The following is a 13,810-nucleotide window of genomic DNA, read 5'->3' as shown; positions in this document are numbered from 1 at the left end:
CCTCGGCCGGCATAGCCGGCCGCATGACGTCGCAGCAACGCCCCCAGACACTCCCGGGCGCCCCTGCCCGCCAGGCCGCACTGGCACTGCTGGCCGCGGTGATGGAACGGCGCCGGCCGCTGGAGGAGGCGCTGGACGCGCTGCCGGCCGCCCTTGCCCCGCGCGACCGCGCCGCGGCGCATCGGATCGCCGCTGCCGTGCTGCGCCGCACCGGCAGCCTGGACGCCGTGCTCGAGCCGATGCTGCGGCGGGAGCCGCCGCCGGCGGTGCGCGCGGCGCTGCGGGCGGGTGCGGCGGAGCTTCTGCTGCTCGGCACGCCCCCGCATGCGGCGGTGGCCGCGACCGTCGCGGCCGTGCCGCGGCCCTTCGCGGGGCTCGTCAACGCGGTGCTGCGCAAGATCGCGACCGACGGGCCGGCGGCGATGGATGGGTTGGACGCAGAGCGGCTGGACACGCCGCCCTGGCTCTGGAGCGCCTGGCACGCCGCCTATGGCCCCGCGGTGCGCGCCATCGCGCGCGCCCACCGGCAGGCCGCGCCGCTGGACCTGACCCTGGCGCCGGGTGCGCCGGCGCCGGAGGGCGCGGAGATCCTGCCGACCGGCACGGCGCGTCTGCCGGCGGGCACGCGCATCACCGACCTCCCGGGCTTCGCCGAAGGCCAATCCTGGGCGCAGGACGCAGCGGCGGCGCTGCCGGCAAGGCTGCTGGGCGTGCGGCCGGGCGAGCGCGTGGCCGATCTCTGCGCCGCGCCGGGCGGCAAGACGGCGCAGCTTGCGGCCGCGGGCGCGCAGGTGGTGGCCGTGGAGCGCGATCCGCGCCGGATGTCGCGCCTGCGCGAGAATCTGGCGCGCCTGGAGCTCGCCGCCGACCTGGTCCAGGCCGACGCCGCGAGCTGGTCACCGACGGCGAACGAACGATTCGATGCGGTGTTGCTGGATGCGCCCTGCACGGCCACCGGCATCATCCGCCGCCATCCCGACATCCCGCATCTGAAGCGCGCCGCCGATGTCGCCCCGATGGCGGAGACGCAGGCGCGGCTGCTCGCGCATGCCGCGACGCTGCTGCGTCCGGGCGGACGCCTGGTCTATGCGACGTGCTCGCTGCAGCCGGAGGAAGGCGAGGCGCATCTTGCGCGCGCCTCTGCGCTCGGGCTGCGTCTCGACCCCATCCGGCCGGAGGAGGTGCCGGGCCTGCCGGAAGCGATCACGGCGCAGGGCACGCTGCGCACGCGGCCGGACATGTGGGCGGAGCGCGGCGGGATCGACGGGTTCTTCGCCGCACGGTTCGTGAGGGTGTGATCTCGGGGGAGGGCGAGCGCGACCCCTTCGCGGCTCAGCGACGCCTCACCGCACCGCATTCCCCGGGAACAGCACGACGCGCAGCGTCTGCATCAGGATCAGCAGGTCGAACAGCACGCCGAAATTCTTCACGTAGTACAGGTCGTAGCTGAGCTTCGAGCGCGCATCGTCCAGCGACGCGCCATAGGGATAGTTCACCTGCGCCCAGCCGGTGAGGCCGGCCCGCATCCGGTGGCGCTCCTCATACAGCGGCAGTTTCCGGGCCAGTTCCTGGGTGAATTCCGGGCGCTCCGGGCGCGGGCCGACGATGGACATGTCGCCGCGCAGCACGTTGAAGAGCTGCGGCAGCTCGTCCAGCCGCGTGCGCCGCAGGAAATGCCCCACGCGCGTGATGCGCGGATCGCGCTCGGCGGCCCAGGTGGCGCCGAAACGCTCGGCATCCACGCGCATGGTGCGCAGCTTCATGATGCGGAAGACGCGACCGTCACGCGTGACCCGCGCCTGGCGGTACAGCGCGGGGCCGCCATCCTGCAGCTTCACCGCCAGCGTCGCCGCGATCAGGAAGGGCGAGGACAGCGCCAGCAGCAGCAGGCTTGCCACGATGTCCAGCGCGCGCTTCAGCGCATGGTCCAGCAGGCTGGCGCCGAAGCCCTCGTCATAGACCAGGAAGCCGAGTTCCAGCCGCTTGATGTCGATCCGCCCGATCTCGCGCTCCAGCGAACGCAGGTACTCGCTGACGGGGAAGCCCGCGGTGCGGCACGCCAGCAGCGCCCGCATCGGCAGGCCGCGCCGCTCGTCGGAGGCGACGATGATCTGGTCGGCGCCGAAGGCGCGCGCGGCGTCGAGGAAGTCGGTGCCGGCGGGGAAGATGCGCAGCGCGGGGTCCTCCGCGAGGCGCGCGTCGAACTCGCCCATCGCCGGCTCGTGCAGCAGCGCGATGTCGAAGGCGAGGGTGCGGGCTTCCCGCCGCAGCAGCCAGACCAGGTCCCAGGCGCGTTGCCCGGCGCCGACGATCAGCAGCCGGCGGCGGAACAGGCCGAGCCGGCGCAGCGCCGCCAGCGCCAGACGCGCGATGCAGCCGGCGACGCCGAGGCCGATCGTCGCCACGGCGAACAGCGCGACGCTGCTGCCTTCGGTCAGCAGCGCCAGCACGGCGGAGGCGCCGAGCGCCGCCAGCGCCGCCGCGACCGGCACGCGGCCGAGCGCCTGGCGCGGCTCGTTCAGCGCGTCGCGGCGGTAGAGGCCAAGGCTGTAGAGGCCCACCAGGTAGGCGGCCGGGTAGAGCAGCAGCGCGAGCACGCCCTGCCATGCATCCGCACGCGGCGGATCGGACAGCAACGCCAACGCCACCGGCCATGCCAGTACGGTGACCGCAAGATCGAGCAGGAACAGCGCGCGCGCCGCGCCAAGGGCCGGCGCCGAGATCATCCTCGCCATGCGCGGCAGCATGCCGCTGCCACGGTTGACGAAGAATGAGCGGCCGGGGGCGGTGCGTGCCGCCCCCGGCCGGGCGATCACTGCGTGCGGCTGCGGTCGATCAGGAAGCCGCTGGCGCCGCCGACGCCGGCGCCGATCAGCGCGCCCCAGCCGGCATTGCCGGAGAGCGAGCCGAGCGCCGCGCCGCCGAGCGCGCCGACGCCCGCGCCGGTCGCCGTCGAACGCTGCGAGGAGGTCATGTCCGCGCAGCCGGCCAGGCCGATCGCCACGGGCAGGATCAGGAGGAGACGTCGCATGGTCTGGTCCTCTCGCTCAGCGCCGCCGGGCCGGCTGGGCTGGCTGCGGCGGGCAGGGATAGGTGGCGGCGGCGAAGCGCATCAGGCCGGACACCGCCAGTTCGCCGCTGTATTGCGTATTGGCTGCTGCCCAGCGGACGAAGGCGGTCTGCACCTGCTCGATCGTCGGGCTGGGTTCCGGCAGGCAGAAGATCGGCCGTGTGCCAGCCGCGGAGACGGCGCTGTGATACTGGCCGGCGCCGATCATCACGCCCTGGCAGAAGGACGCCAGCGGGTTCTCGCCCGAGCCGGAGGAGGCGCACATCGAGGCCAGCGCGCCCACGGAAAGCGGCTCCGCCCGCGTCGTCTGGGTCGCAGTGCCCTGCGCCTGGGCGGTCCCGGCCGCCAGGCCGAGCGCCAGTGTTGTGGCTGCCAGCCAAGTGCTTCGCCGCATCGGTGCGGTCCCTCCTTCCTTGCCCCCGCGCGGGCTGCATGCCCGGCCGCCGGACTCGGAACGCTAGGCCATCGGCTCGGCACCTGCCAAGCATCCTGCGTCCCAGCGCCGTATCGTCGATCCCACGCTTGCCATGCCGGCAACGCAACGCGGCGAAACCGCCGGTGATTTGGCCCGCGGCGGCGCCGGGTCTATGCAGCGTGTCCGGATTCCCTGCCACGGACAGCCATGACCGCCCCGCGTCCCATCGCGCTTTTCGACATGAAGGCCCAGCAGGCGCTGATCCGCGCCGAGCTCGACCGCCGCTTCGCCGCCGTGCTGGACAGCGGCGCCTTCATCAACGGCCCCGAGGTGCGGGAGCTGGAGGCGAAGCTGGCGGACTTCGCCGGCTGCGCCCATGCGGTCGGCGTCTCTTCCGGCACCGACGCGCTGCAGATCGCGATGATGGCGGAGGAGATCGGCCGCGGCGACGCGGTGTTCCTGCCGGCCTTCACCTATACCGCGACGGCGGAAGTGCCGCTGGTGCTGGGCGCCACGCCGGTCTTCGTGGATGTGGACCCGGTCACCTTCAACCTCGACATCGCCGACCTGGAACGGCGCGTTGCGCTGGTGAAGAAGGACGGCCGGCTGAAGCCGCGCGCCGTGATCGGCGTGGACCTGTTCGGCCTGCCCGCGGACTGGCCGGCGATCGAGGCGATCTGCGCGCGGGAGGGGATGTTCGCGCTGGACGACGCGGCGCAGGCCTTCGGCGCCGCGCTGCACGGCAAGCGCCTGGGCCGCTGGGCCGGCGCGACGGCGCTCAGCTTCTACCCGACCAAGACGCTGGGCTGCTACGGCGATGGCGGCGCGTTGCTGACCGACAGCGCCGAGCGCGCCGAGCTGTACCGCCAGCTTCGCACCCATGGCGAGGGCAAGTCGCGCTACGAGGTGCTGCGCACCGGCATGAACGGCCGGCTGGATACGCTGCAGGCCGCGGTGCTGCTGACCAAGCTGCCGCTGCTCGACGCCGAGCTCGCCGCGCGCACGAAGATCGCCGCGCTGTATGCCGAAGGGTTGGGCGGCGTGGTGCAGGCGCCGAGTTCCGTGTCGGGCGCCGAGCATGCCTGGGGCCTCTACTCGGTGCTGCTGCCGGAAGGCACGGACCGCGCCCGCGTGCAGGACGCGCTGAAGGCCGAGGGCGTGCCGAGCGGCATCTACTACCCGAAGCCGCTGCACCATCAGCCTGCCTATGCCGCGGCGCATGCGGCCTCCATCGCCGGCGGCCCGCCGCCGCTGCCGGTCAGCGAGATGCTGTGCACGCGCATCCTGTCGCTGCCGATGCATCCCTACCTGACGGCCGAGGAGGTTTCGCGCGTCGTCGCCGCGCTGCGGGCCGCGCTGTAGGCGCGCGCGTCTATTTCAGAGCGGCCGGCAGCAGCAACGCGATGTCCGGCCAGAGGCAGAGCAGCAGCACAGTCGCGAGCATCGCGCCGAGAAAGGGCAGCGCCCCGACGGCGATGGTAGAAAGGCTGACGGTGCGCGCAATGCCCTGCAGCACGAACAGGTTCATCCCGACCGGCGGCGTGATCAGACCGACCTCCGCCATGATCACCAGGATCACGCCCAGCCAGATCGGATCGAAGCCCAGCGACTGCGCCAGCGGGAACACCACCGGCAGCGTCAGGACCAGCATCGAGATCGAATCCAGGAACATGCCCAGGGCGACGTAGACGACCACGATCGCCAGGAAGATGACCCAGCGATCCAGTCCGGCTTCCGTCGCCAGCGCCATCACCTGCTGCGACACCTTCAGGAAGTCGAAGCCGTAGGACAGCACGTTGGCGCCGACCACGATCAGGAAGACGAAGGCGGTGACCGTCACCGTCTCCACCAGGCAGGCCCACAGCATCGCGCCGCCCAGCCGGCCGCGCAGCGCGCAGAACAGCAGCGCCACCGCCGCGCCGACCGCACCCGTCTCCGACGCGGTGGCGACGCCGCCATAGAGCGAGCCGATCACCGTCCCGATCAGCAGCAGCACCAGCACGGAATCCACCAGGCTCGCGCGGGTCAGCGGCAGCCGGTCCGCCGGCGCCAGCCGCGGCGCGGCCTCCGGGCGCAGCCAGACCCAGACGAGGATCACCGTCATGAACAGCAGCATCATCAGCAGCCCCGGCAGGATGCCGGCCAGGAACAGCTCCACGATGGAGACGCCGACCGTCGTCGCGTAGATGATCATCGGCACGCTCGGCGGGATCAGGATGCCGAGCGTCCCGCCCGCCGCGACGCTGCCATAGGCGAGCGCGGGGCTGTAGCCGCGGCGCGTCATCTCCGGGCAGGCGACGGAGCCGACCGTCGCCGCCGTCGCGACGGAGGAACCGGACACCGCCGCGAAGATTCCGCAGCCCGCCGTCGCCGCATGCGCCAGCCCGCCCGGCAGCGGCGCGAGCACGCGCGCCATCACCGTGAACAGCTGGTCCGACAGGCGCGACCGCACCAGCAGCGCCCCCATCAGCACATAGAGCGGCACGGCGGTGAGGGAGAAGGAATTGACGCCCGACCAGGTGCGCTCCGCCACCGTCATCGGGAACGGCGCGGGCAGCAGCAGGTAGATCGCCAGCAGCCCGACGAGCGCCAACGCGAAGGCGATGCGCAACCCGATGGCCAGGAAGAAGGCGATGGCGCCGAACAGCAGCAGGCTCAGCGTGCCCGCGCCGGCATCGCGCGTCAGGCTGAACAGGGCAATCCCGCCCAGCAGCATCGCTGCCGTGATCGTGCCCGCCCGCAGGCCGGAAGCGAAGGCGCCGATCAGCACCGCCGCCAGCACCGCGACGCTGCCCGCATCCACCCGTCCGATGCCGGATGGCGGCGGGTGGCGCCCGAAGCCGACGAGCAGCAGCACCAGGCCCGCCACCAGCAGCCAGGGCAGGCTTCGCCGCCAGGCCGCGCGGGCGGACGAAAGCTGGGCGATCTCCACGAGCATCGCGAGCGCCAGCCCGGAAAGCCCGATCGCGATGGGCGCCTTCGGCATCCAGGTGGGCGTCAGCAGAAGGCTGAACAGCCGCGCATCGTTCGCGTAATCCGAGACCACCATCAGCGCCGACTGCCAGGCGGCGATCAGCACGACCAGCAGCCCGGCCCAGGCGCCGGCCAGCATCACGTCGCGCCGCGCCGCCGGCGGCAGCGCGTTCAGCAGCAGTTCCACCCGGACATTCGCCTCCGCCAGATGCGCCTGCGCCGCACCGAGGAAGATCGCGCCGACCAGGAAATAGGTGCTGAGTTCCGTCGCCCAGACCGTCGGCGCGTTCAGCGCGTAGCGCACGCCGACATCCCACACCGTGGACGCCGTCATCGCCACGACGCAGCCGGCGGCCAGGACCAGCATCGCGAAGGCGACGGCGCGTGCGCACCGCTCCGCGAGACCGGGCGGCGTGGCGGCTGGCATCGTCATCCGGTCTTCCCATGCGCTTGACAGCGACCGGCCGCGAGCGTGAGGATTTGTCCGGACAAAGACAAGAGGGGGTCCCGATGCCGCTCACCCGCCGTGCGTTGCTGGCCTCCGCTCTCGCAGCAAGCGGTACGCTGGCGTTGCCGCGCCTTGCGCTCGCGCAGGCGGTGCGGTGGAATGTCGGCTTCGTGAATGCGACCGGCAGCTCCTATGTCGAGAGCCTGAAGCCGGCGCCGCAGCGCATCGCGCAGGCCACCGGCGGCAAGCTCACCATCGAGCTCTACGACACGCTGGTGGCGGGGCCGGAGCAGCCGGCGGCGGTGCGCGACGGGCGGCTGGATGGCAGCTTCGCGGTGACGCCCTGGCTCTCCGCCGAAGCCCCCTACATGAATTTCGGCCACCTGCCGGGGCTGCTGACCGATGTCGCGCAGTATCAGCGCATGCTCGACCCGCTGCTGCGCGAGGAGATGGCGCGCGTCTGGCGCGAGAAGTACCGCTCCGTCCAGCTCGCCACCGGCGTGTTCGAGGACCAGTGCATCATCTCCCGCGCTCCGCTGCGCACCGTGGGCGACTTCAGCGGCAAGAAGGTGCGCGTGCACAATACGGAAGCCGGCGCGCTGATGCAGAAGATCGGCGCGGCGCCGACGCCGGTGCCCTTCGGCGAGATCGTGCCGGCGCTGCAGCGCGGCATCGTGGACCTGGTGATGACCTCCGTCGGCACCGCCGGCGGCTTCGGCTTCCACAACGTCGCGCAGAACTTCTCCACCTGGCGCATCGGCACCGTCGTGCCGTGGTCGCTGGTGATCAACCAGCAGGTCTGGCAGCGCCTGCCGGACGATGTGAAGCCCGCCGTGCAGGCGGAGTTCCGCAAGATCGAGGACGAGCACTTCGCCAACCATCGCCCATTCAGCGACGCGGCGATCGCGCGCCTGGTCACCTCCGGCATGCAGCACTACGTGGCGCCGCCCGAGCAGCTCGCGATCCTCTTCGCGCCCGCCAACGTGGATGCGGTGTTCGACAACTGGTACCAGCGCGTGCAGCGCTCCGGCTACGACGGACGTGCCCTGGTGCAGCGCATCGAGGCGCTGAAGGCGCGGGGATGACCGAAGCGGAGTTGATGCGGGCCGGCCTCTCCATGCTGGAGACGGCCGGCGCCGAGGCGCTGGATGCAGCCGGGCCCGAGGAAGCGATGCACGCGCTGGCGCGCGGCTGCTTTCACCTGCTCGGCGACCGGCAGGCGCATCTGCGCGAGGGCGCGCTGAAGCCGGGCGAGCGACAGTTCTTCGTCGCCGGCGCCTTCTTTGTCACGCCGGACCGGCAGAGCCACATGCTTGTCGGCAATCTCGGCTTCCCGCCGGAGCAGCGGCGGCTGATGGTGCCGATCGATGGCGGGCATCCCGGCTGGGTCCATGCGAACCGCAGCAAGCTGCTGCTGGAGAACACCGACGATCACGGCAGCTTCCGCCAGTATCTCAAGACCTCCCGCATGGGTTCCACGATCTTCGCGCCGATCATGTGGGAGGGCGATTTCCACGGGCAGTTGATCATGGCCGCGCAGGCGCGTTGGACCATGCGCGCGGTGGACCTGGCGATCCTGGTGGCGGCGTCGCGCATCGCCGCGGGGTGCTGGATCGCCAAGGGCGGGCCGGCCTGGCTGGCCGCCAATGCCGACCCGCCCGACGCCTTCCGCGTGGCGCGGGAGGGGATGTAGCCCGGCGGTCTTGGACCCTGCTGCGCACCGGGGTATCAGCGCCATCCATGACCGACACCCTGCCCGACCGGCTCTCCGTGGACCCGCGCAGCCCGCATCACGACGCGGCCCTGCTGCAACGCGGCATCGGCATCCGCTTCAACGGCGCGGAGAAGACCAATGTCGAGGAATACTGCGTGAGCGAGGGCTGGATCCGGGTTGCTGTCGGCAAGACACTCGACCGCAAGGGCAACCCGCTGACCATCAAGCTCACGGGCAAGGTCGAGCCCTACATCAAGGATGAGCCAGCCGAGGGCTGACAGCGCGGCGCCGCGCGCCCATCTCCTGCGGCAACCGGGAAGAAGGGCATTTCGGACATGGCACGGAACATCGGCCGACGCGGCCTTGCGGGGCTGGCGCTGTCGGGGCTGGGCGCCACTGGCGCGGCCGCGCATCACGGCTTCTCCTGGGCGGAGGGCGAACTCACCACGCTCCGCGGCACCGTCCGGGAGGTGTATGTCGGCCAGCCGCATCCGACGCTGCGGGTGCAGGCCGATGACGAGCTTTGGACGGTGGAGCTGAGCAATCCGCGCCAGACCGCGCGTTCCGGCTTCACGGCGGAGTCCGCCAGCCCTGGCGACGCCGTCGTCGCCATCGGCAACCGCTCCGCCACGCGTGGGGAACGGCGGATGAAGGCGGTGCGTCTCACCGTGCGCGACCGGACGTACGACATCTATCCGAATCGCGTGCCGCAAGGCTGAGCGGCCCCGCACCGTGCTGGAGGCGCTGGCCGCTTGGCCAGTGGCGGCCGCGCTGCGCGGTTCGGCGGTGCTCTATCCGCTGGTCAATGCCGCGCACATCCTTGGCATCGGGCTGCTGATCGGCACGATCGCGGCGCTCGATCTGCGGCTGCTCGGCGCCTTTCGCGCGGTGCCCCTGGCGGCCGTGGCGCCGATGCTGGTGCGCATGGCGGGCACCGGCCTGGCGCTGGCGGCGGCGACCGGCTTCCTGCTGTTCACGACCCGCCCCGCCACCTATGCGGAGAACCCGGCCTTCCTGCTGAAACTTGGGCTGATCGGGCTGGGGCTGGCGAACGTTCTGCTGCTGCGACGGGGCGAGGGCTGGCGGGCGGTGCTGGCCGGCGCCGCGCCCGGACCGACGGTGCGGGCGACAGCCCTGGCGTCGCTGCTGCTCTGGATCGGGGCGATCTTCGCGGGGCGCTGGATCGGCTTCCTGCAATAGGGCCGGTCAGCCCTTGCCGAACAGCCGCCGCAGCATGGCCCAGAACCCCTCGCCCTTGGCGGCCACCCTGTGGTGGCTGACATGCGGCCGGCGAGAGGGCGGCGGCAGGGCGCTGGCCACGGTGTGCCGGCCGGCATCGCCCGCCTCGATCAGGCGGCGCTCCAGCATCACCACCTGCGCCACGGCCTCCGGCGGGGACTGCTTCGCGATGCCCTCGGCCGTGCTGGCCGCGTCGTCCCAGGCCTCCGCGCGGCGCAGCGCATCCACCACGCGCACGGATTGCTCGAGGTCCAGCGCCGGGCCGCCCCGCCACAGCGCCACCGCCTCCAGCCGCCAGGACCGCGCCAGGTCGGGGCGGCCGAGATCATCCGCCACCCAGGCCGCCTGCAATGTCGCCTCCGCCGAGGCATGCAGCGCGCCCGTCTCCTCCAGCACCAGCGCCCAGGCCAGGAACCGGCGGCCGAGCGGCGGGATGGTGCTGTCGGCCATGAGCGCGCGGAAGGGCGCGGCGCGCACCGCCTCGGCCGCCGCCGGATGGGCGCGGGTGATGTCGGGCGCGCAATAGCCGCAGGCCGGGCATTGCTGCAGCCAGCGCGCCATGGTGGAGCGCACCGGCTCGCCCGGGCGCAGGTCGAGATCCGGCGGCTGCTCCGGCGGGGCGGGGCGGAAGGGCGGGTGCCGGCTCTCGGTGCCACAGACGCCGCAGCGGATGACGCCGGCGGCGGCGGAGCGGGAGCCCGGCGAGGGGATCTCGGCCATTCCCCTCAACCTAGGCAGCTTCGGGCCCGGGGCGAAGAGGGAAGCGTGCCAAACTTGCCGCGCGCGGCCATGCGCCGATCATTCCGGCGTGCGGCGCAACGCGGGTGCCTTGCCCAGCGGGCGGGGGCGTCGCTAAACCTCGCGGGTCATGCCGCGCGGCGATCTCTTTCCCGATATCGCGCCCTATGAGACCGGCCTGCTGCCGCTCTCGGGCGGGCACGTGATGTATTGGGAGCAGGTGGGCAATCCGCGCGGCCAGCCGGTGCTGTTCCTGCATGGCGGCCCTGGTGCGGGGGCGGGCGCGATCCATCGCCGCTTCTTCGACCCCGGCCATTGGCGCGTGGTGATCTTCGACCAGCGCGGCGCCGGCCGGTCCCGCCCGCTGGGCGACCTGCGGGACAACACCACCCCGCATCTGGTGGCGGATATCGAGGTGCTGCGCCGCTTCCTGGGCATCGAGCGCTGGCTGCTGTTCGGAGGTTCCTGGGGCTCCACCCTGGCGCTGGCCTATGCCCAGGCGCATGCCGAGCGGGTGGCGGGCTGCGTGCTGCGCGGCGTCTTCCTCGGACGGCCCGCCGAGGTGGAGTGGTTCCTGTATGGCCTGCGCCGGGTCTTCCCCGATGCCTGGGCCGCCTTCGCCGAGCACATCCCGGCCGCCGAGCGTGGCGACCTGCTGGCCGCCTATCTGCGCCGCCTCTGCGACCCCGACCCGCTGGTGCATGGCCCGGCGGCACGGGCCTGGAGCCTGTACGAAGGCTCCTGCTCCACCCTGCTGCCGAGCCCCGAGACGGTGGCGAGCTTCGCGCAGGACCGAAGCGCGCTGGGCCTGGCGCGGATCGAGGCGCATTACTTCGCCAACGACCTGTTCCTGCCGCCCGAGGGGCTGCTGGGTGGCATGGACCGCATCGCGCATGTGCCGGCGGAGATCGTGCAGGGCCGCTACGACATGGTCTGCCCGCCCGACACGGCCTTCGACCTGGCCGCCGCCTGGCCCCGCGCCCGGCTGACCATCGTGCCCGATGCCGGTCATTCGGCCCTGGAACCGGGCGTGCGCACCGCGCTGGTGGCGGCGGTGGAGCGCTTCAGGCGGCGGGGGTAGGACGGCCGTTCAACGCTGCTTCACCACCAGTCGTCTCCTGTCGAACGGCGCGCCGAACTCATGCGCGTCCATGCCCTGCGGCGATGTCATCGTCGCGATTCGGCCGGCCCCAGGTCCCGGCAAACGCTCGATCATTCGGATGCGGCGTGCCGCCGTCAGGTCGCGCAGCTCCGCTGTATCGCGCCGTCCGGAGGGCGCACGCATCTCCGCCTTCGCACCGCGGAACACGGTGTCCCCAAGCCGAGGCAGCAGGAAATGCTCGAGCGTGCGAGGATCGGGCTCGATGCCGCGCTCGTGCAGGTCCTCGGCGTTCGGCGGCATCACGGCCGGACGCTCCACGCAGAAGACGGCATGGCGGCCTTCCACCGGGGCGAAGCCGCGCTCGCGCGTGTCCCAGAGCGTCGGTAACGGCCGTTCGACGCCGTCCTCGCCTTCATAGACGCCCGCCTGCCAGGCGATCTCCGTCAATGCGTCCGGCACGCCCGGGCGGCTGCGTCGGACGGTGAAGAGTACGTCGTCCGGCTTGAGCACCTGAACAACGGCGTGGATCTCGTCGCCGGCCTGCACATCGAAGTTCGCGATCTCGACTTCGCCGAACCACTTCCCGCGCACCCACCACTGGACCCACAGATAGTATTCGGCCTGCCCGGCCGCGTTGACCTGCGACACGGTGCCGACCTGTGGCAGGGAGCGCGAGAAGAAGCGGTAGCCATCCAGTCCGATCCAGACCGAGCAGCGATAGGAACCGCCTGGAAGGTATCGCGCGGCTATGTGGTCCGCCGGTTGCTGAGCCACTGGCACGGTCCAGCTTGCCGAGACGCGGCGAAAGACCTTTCCGTCGCGGGCGGCAATCACCGCACCGGACCAGTTCCTGCTGGTGCCCCAGCGGCTCGGCAGGCGGCTGACCGCTTCGGTCGTCGCGGCAATCGTGTCGCCGGACATGCTGTGCATGGCTTCCGACCGGAGGTTGATCTCCGGCTCGATAAGCTGGGCACCGGGCGGAGGCGCTGCCTCCGCGTCCACCGTGTCGTCGGGCGCGTCGCAAAGGCAACGCCATGCGCGCCTAAGCCGGAGCGCCCTTGTGCCGGCAGGCCCGGCCGCCCGTGCCGCCGCCGCGTCAGGCTCTTCCTGCAGGTCAGCCGTGTGGCAACGATCCAGCTCACGCTCGGCGCGCGGCGATACCGGGCGACGGTGCGCGCGGGGAACGGTCATCGCCCCCGGCCCCACTCGCGCGATGCGTCGTCGATCAGCGACTGGTAGCTCGGCACCGTGCGCAACACCTTCAGCAGGTCCTTTGCCAGCCGCCGCCCGGCTTCGGAATCCGAACGATAATGCACGCCCGCAATCTCGCGGTTGCGGGCGATCCGCTCCGCCAGGGCGTTGACCGCCGGCATGGCGCCCTTCTGGGCGCAGCCCTCGAACGCTTCCCGGAGCGCGCCCGCCACCAGGAAAGCCTGCGTCGCATGCCCGGACGGGTAGGAGGCATGGCCCGGCACCGGGATCGGCGGCTTGAGGGCCGGGCAGACATGCGAGGGCCGGCGCCGCTGGTTGATCCATTTGAAGTGCTGCGCGACGAAGCCGCCGAGGAACACCGTCACCTCGACCAGTTGCAGCGTCTTCAGGAAGGAGCCCGGCCGGATGTCGAGCAGGCCGGTGAAGTCCGGTACGAACGTGCCGCTTTGCGTGAAGATCTCCCCGAGCGCGTCGGCGCGCTCCGTCTCCGCGGCGAGGAGCATGTCCTCGATCTCGATATCGACCAGCTCCTCGGTGCTCTTTCCCTTGGAGTCCGGGATGATCTTTGGAAGGAGCTCGGTCCAGTCATCCAGCTGCAGGCCGTCCACCGGATCCTGCTTGCCCGGCGGCCTTTGCTTCTCGCCCTGCCGGTTGCGCCAGGCCGGCGTGTCGGTGAAGTCGGCGAGGATTCGCCACGCCTTCCATTCGCCCGACCAGTACGGCGCGAAGCTGCCCTTCGGATCGATACGACTGGCCGAGATGCGTCGGCCCGGCTTGTCCGGATCGGCGACGACGGCGAATGGCAGGTCCACCCGATCCGCGAAACCGACGACGGCGACGCTGGCGCCAGCATTGCCGGAATCGCCGGTGTCCCCGGTGTCGCCCGTATTGCTACCCAT

General features: G+C 71.9%; 15 protein-coding genes. 8 read left to right on the top strand and 7 right to left on the bottom strand.

The genetic code is table 11. The annotated features are described in order from the left end of the window. The first annotated feature begins 23 nt into the window (after positions 1 to 23). Positions 24 to 1,298: an RsmB/NOP family class I SAM-dependent RNA methyltransferase gene (locus E4T13_RS16700; protein ID WP_137179424.1), complete on the top strand. Its 1,275-nt coding sequence runs from the start codon at positions 24 to 26 to the stop codon at positions 1,296 to 1,298. A 45-nt stretch (positions 1,299 to 1,343) separates the two neighbouring features. Here the strand turns inward: E4T13_RS16700 and E4T13_RS16695 are convergent, their stop codons facing one another. From E4T13_RS16695 to E4T13_RS16685, 3 genes are all read right to left on the bottom strand, one after another. Further along, positions 1,344 to 2,735, bottom strand: a complete 1,392-nt coding sequence (locus E4T13_RS16695) for a TIGR03013 family XrtA/PEP-CTERM system glycosyltransferase (protein WP_170985034.1) — start codon at positions 2,733 to 2,735, stop codon at positions 1,344 to 1,346. Positions 2,736 to 2,812: 77 nt separating this feature from the next. After that, positions 2,813 to 3,031 (bottom strand): glycine zipper family protein, encoded by a 219-nt coding sequence (locus tag E4T13_RS16690; protein WP_137179422.1) that lies wholly within the window; start codon positions 3,029 to 3,031, stop codon positions 2,813 to 2,815. Between the two features lie 16 nt (positions 3,032 to 3,047). Further along, positions 3,048 to 3,464: a Rap1a/Tai family immunity protein gene (locus E4T13_RS16685; RefSeq protein WP_137179421.1), complete on the bottom strand. Its 417-nt coding sequence runs from the start codon at positions 3,462 to 3,464 to the stop codon at positions 3,048 to 3,050. A gap of 228 nt (positions 3,465 to 3,692) precedes the next feature. On the opposite strand from E4T13_RS16685, the gene E4T13_RS16680 reads away from it, so the two are divergent. Beyond that, on the top strand, positions 3,693 to 4,847 hold the full coding sequence (locus E4T13_RS16680; protein WP_137179420.1) for a DegT/DnrJ/EryC1/StrS aminotransferase family protein: 1,155 nt from the start codon (positions 3,693 to 3,695) through the stop codon (positions 4,845 to 4,847). Between the two features lie 10 nt (positions 4,848 to 4,857). On the opposite strand, the gene E4T13_RS16675 is transcribed toward E4T13_RS16680, so the two are convergent. Next, positions 4,858 to 6,891 carry a TRAP transporter large permease subunit gene (locus E4T13_RS16675; RefSeq protein ID WP_137179419.1) on the bottom strand — a complete coding sequence of 678 codons (2,034 nt, stop codon included), beginning with the start codon at positions 6,889 to 6,891 and terminating at the stop codon, positions 4,858 to 4,860. A 77-nt stretch (positions 6,892 to 6,968) separates the two neighbouring features. Between E4T13_RS16675 and E4T13_RS16670 the strand changes: the two genes are divergently transcribed. The 5 genes from E4T13_RS16670 to E4T13_RS16650 are packed head-to-tail and all read left to right on the top strand — an operon-like array spanning position 6,969 to position 9,820. Continuing rightward, entirely contained in the window at positions 6,969 to 7,991 is a 1,023-nt protein-coding gene (locus tag E4T13_RS16670; protein ID WP_170985033.1) for a TRAP transporter substrate-binding protein, read from the top strand. Next, positions 7,988 to 8,599 carry a hypothetical protein gene (locus tag E4T13_RS16665; protein WP_137179417.1) on the top strand — a complete coding sequence of 204 codons (612 nt, stop codon included), beginning with the start codon at positions 7,988 to 7,990 and terminating at the stop codon, positions 8,597 to 8,599. The genes E4T13_RS16670 and E4T13_RS16665 overlap by 4 nt, the downstream gene beginning before the upstream one ends. Before the next feature lie 47 nt (positions 8,600 to 8,646). Further along, positions 8,647 to 8,898, top strand: a complete 252-nt coding sequence (locus tag E4T13_RS16660) for a DUF3297 family protein (RefSeq protein WP_137179416.1) — start codon at positions 8,647 to 8,649, stop codon at positions 8,896 to 8,898. A 57-nt stretch (positions 8,899 to 8,955) separates the two neighbouring features. Continuing rightward, a complete protein-coding gene (locus E4T13_RS16655) occupies positions 8,956 to 9,339 on the top strand; it encodes a DUF6152 family protein (protein ID WP_137179415.1) in 384 nt (127 codons plus the stop codon). A 13-nt stretch (positions 9,340 to 9,352) separates the two neighbouring features. Continuing rightward, positions 9,353 to 9,820 (top strand): DUF6644 family protein, encoded by a 468-nt coding sequence (locus E4T13_RS16650; protein ID WP_137179414.1) that lies wholly within the window; start codon positions 9,353 to 9,355, stop codon positions 9,818 to 9,820. Between the two features lie 6 nt (positions 9,821 to 9,826). Here the strand turns inward: E4T13_RS16650 and E4T13_RS16645 are convergent, their stop codons facing one another. Then, the gene (locus E4T13_RS16645; RefSeq protein ID WP_137179413.1) at positions 9,827 to 10,579 is read right to left on the bottom strand and encodes a hypothetical protein; all 753 of its coding nucleotides are present in this window, start codon (positions 10,577 to 10,579) and stop codon (positions 9,827 to 9,829) included. Between the two features lie 148 nt (positions 10,580 to 10,727). Between E4T13_RS16645 and pip the strand changes: the two genes are divergently transcribed. Beyond that, a complete protein-coding gene (gene pip / locus E4T13_RS16640) occupies positions 10,728 to 11,678 on the top strand; it encodes a prolyl aminopeptidase (RefSeq protein WP_137179412.1) in 951 nt (316 codons plus the stop codon). Between the two features lie 9 nt (positions 11,679 to 11,687). Here the strand turns inward: pip and E4T13_RS16635 are convergent, their stop codons facing one another. Both E4T13_RS16635 and E4T13_RS16630 read right to left on the bottom strand, forming a co-directional pair. Beyond that, positions 11,688 to 12,890 (bottom strand): G1 family glutamic endopeptidase, encoded by a 1,203-nt coding sequence (locus E4T13_RS16635; protein ID WP_137179411.1) that lies wholly within the window; start codon positions 12,888 to 12,890, stop codon positions 11,688 to 11,690. Next, the gene (locus E4T13_RS16630) at positions 12,887 to 13,810 is read right to left on the bottom strand and encodes a phosphatase PAP2 family protein (protein WP_137179410.1); all 924 of its coding nucleotides are present in this window, start codon (positions 13,808 to 13,810) and stop codon (positions 12,887 to 12,889) included. The genes E4T13_RS16635 and E4T13_RS16630 overlap by 4 nt, the downstream gene beginning before the upstream one ends.

It is taken from the genome of Roseomonas sp. AR75, from assembly GCF_005222815.1.
Lineage (GTDB): Bacteria > Pseudomonadota > Alphaproteobacteria > Acetobacterales > Acetobacteraceae > Falsiroseomonas.
This window is presented reverse-complemented; position numbering and strand designations above follow the sequence as displayed.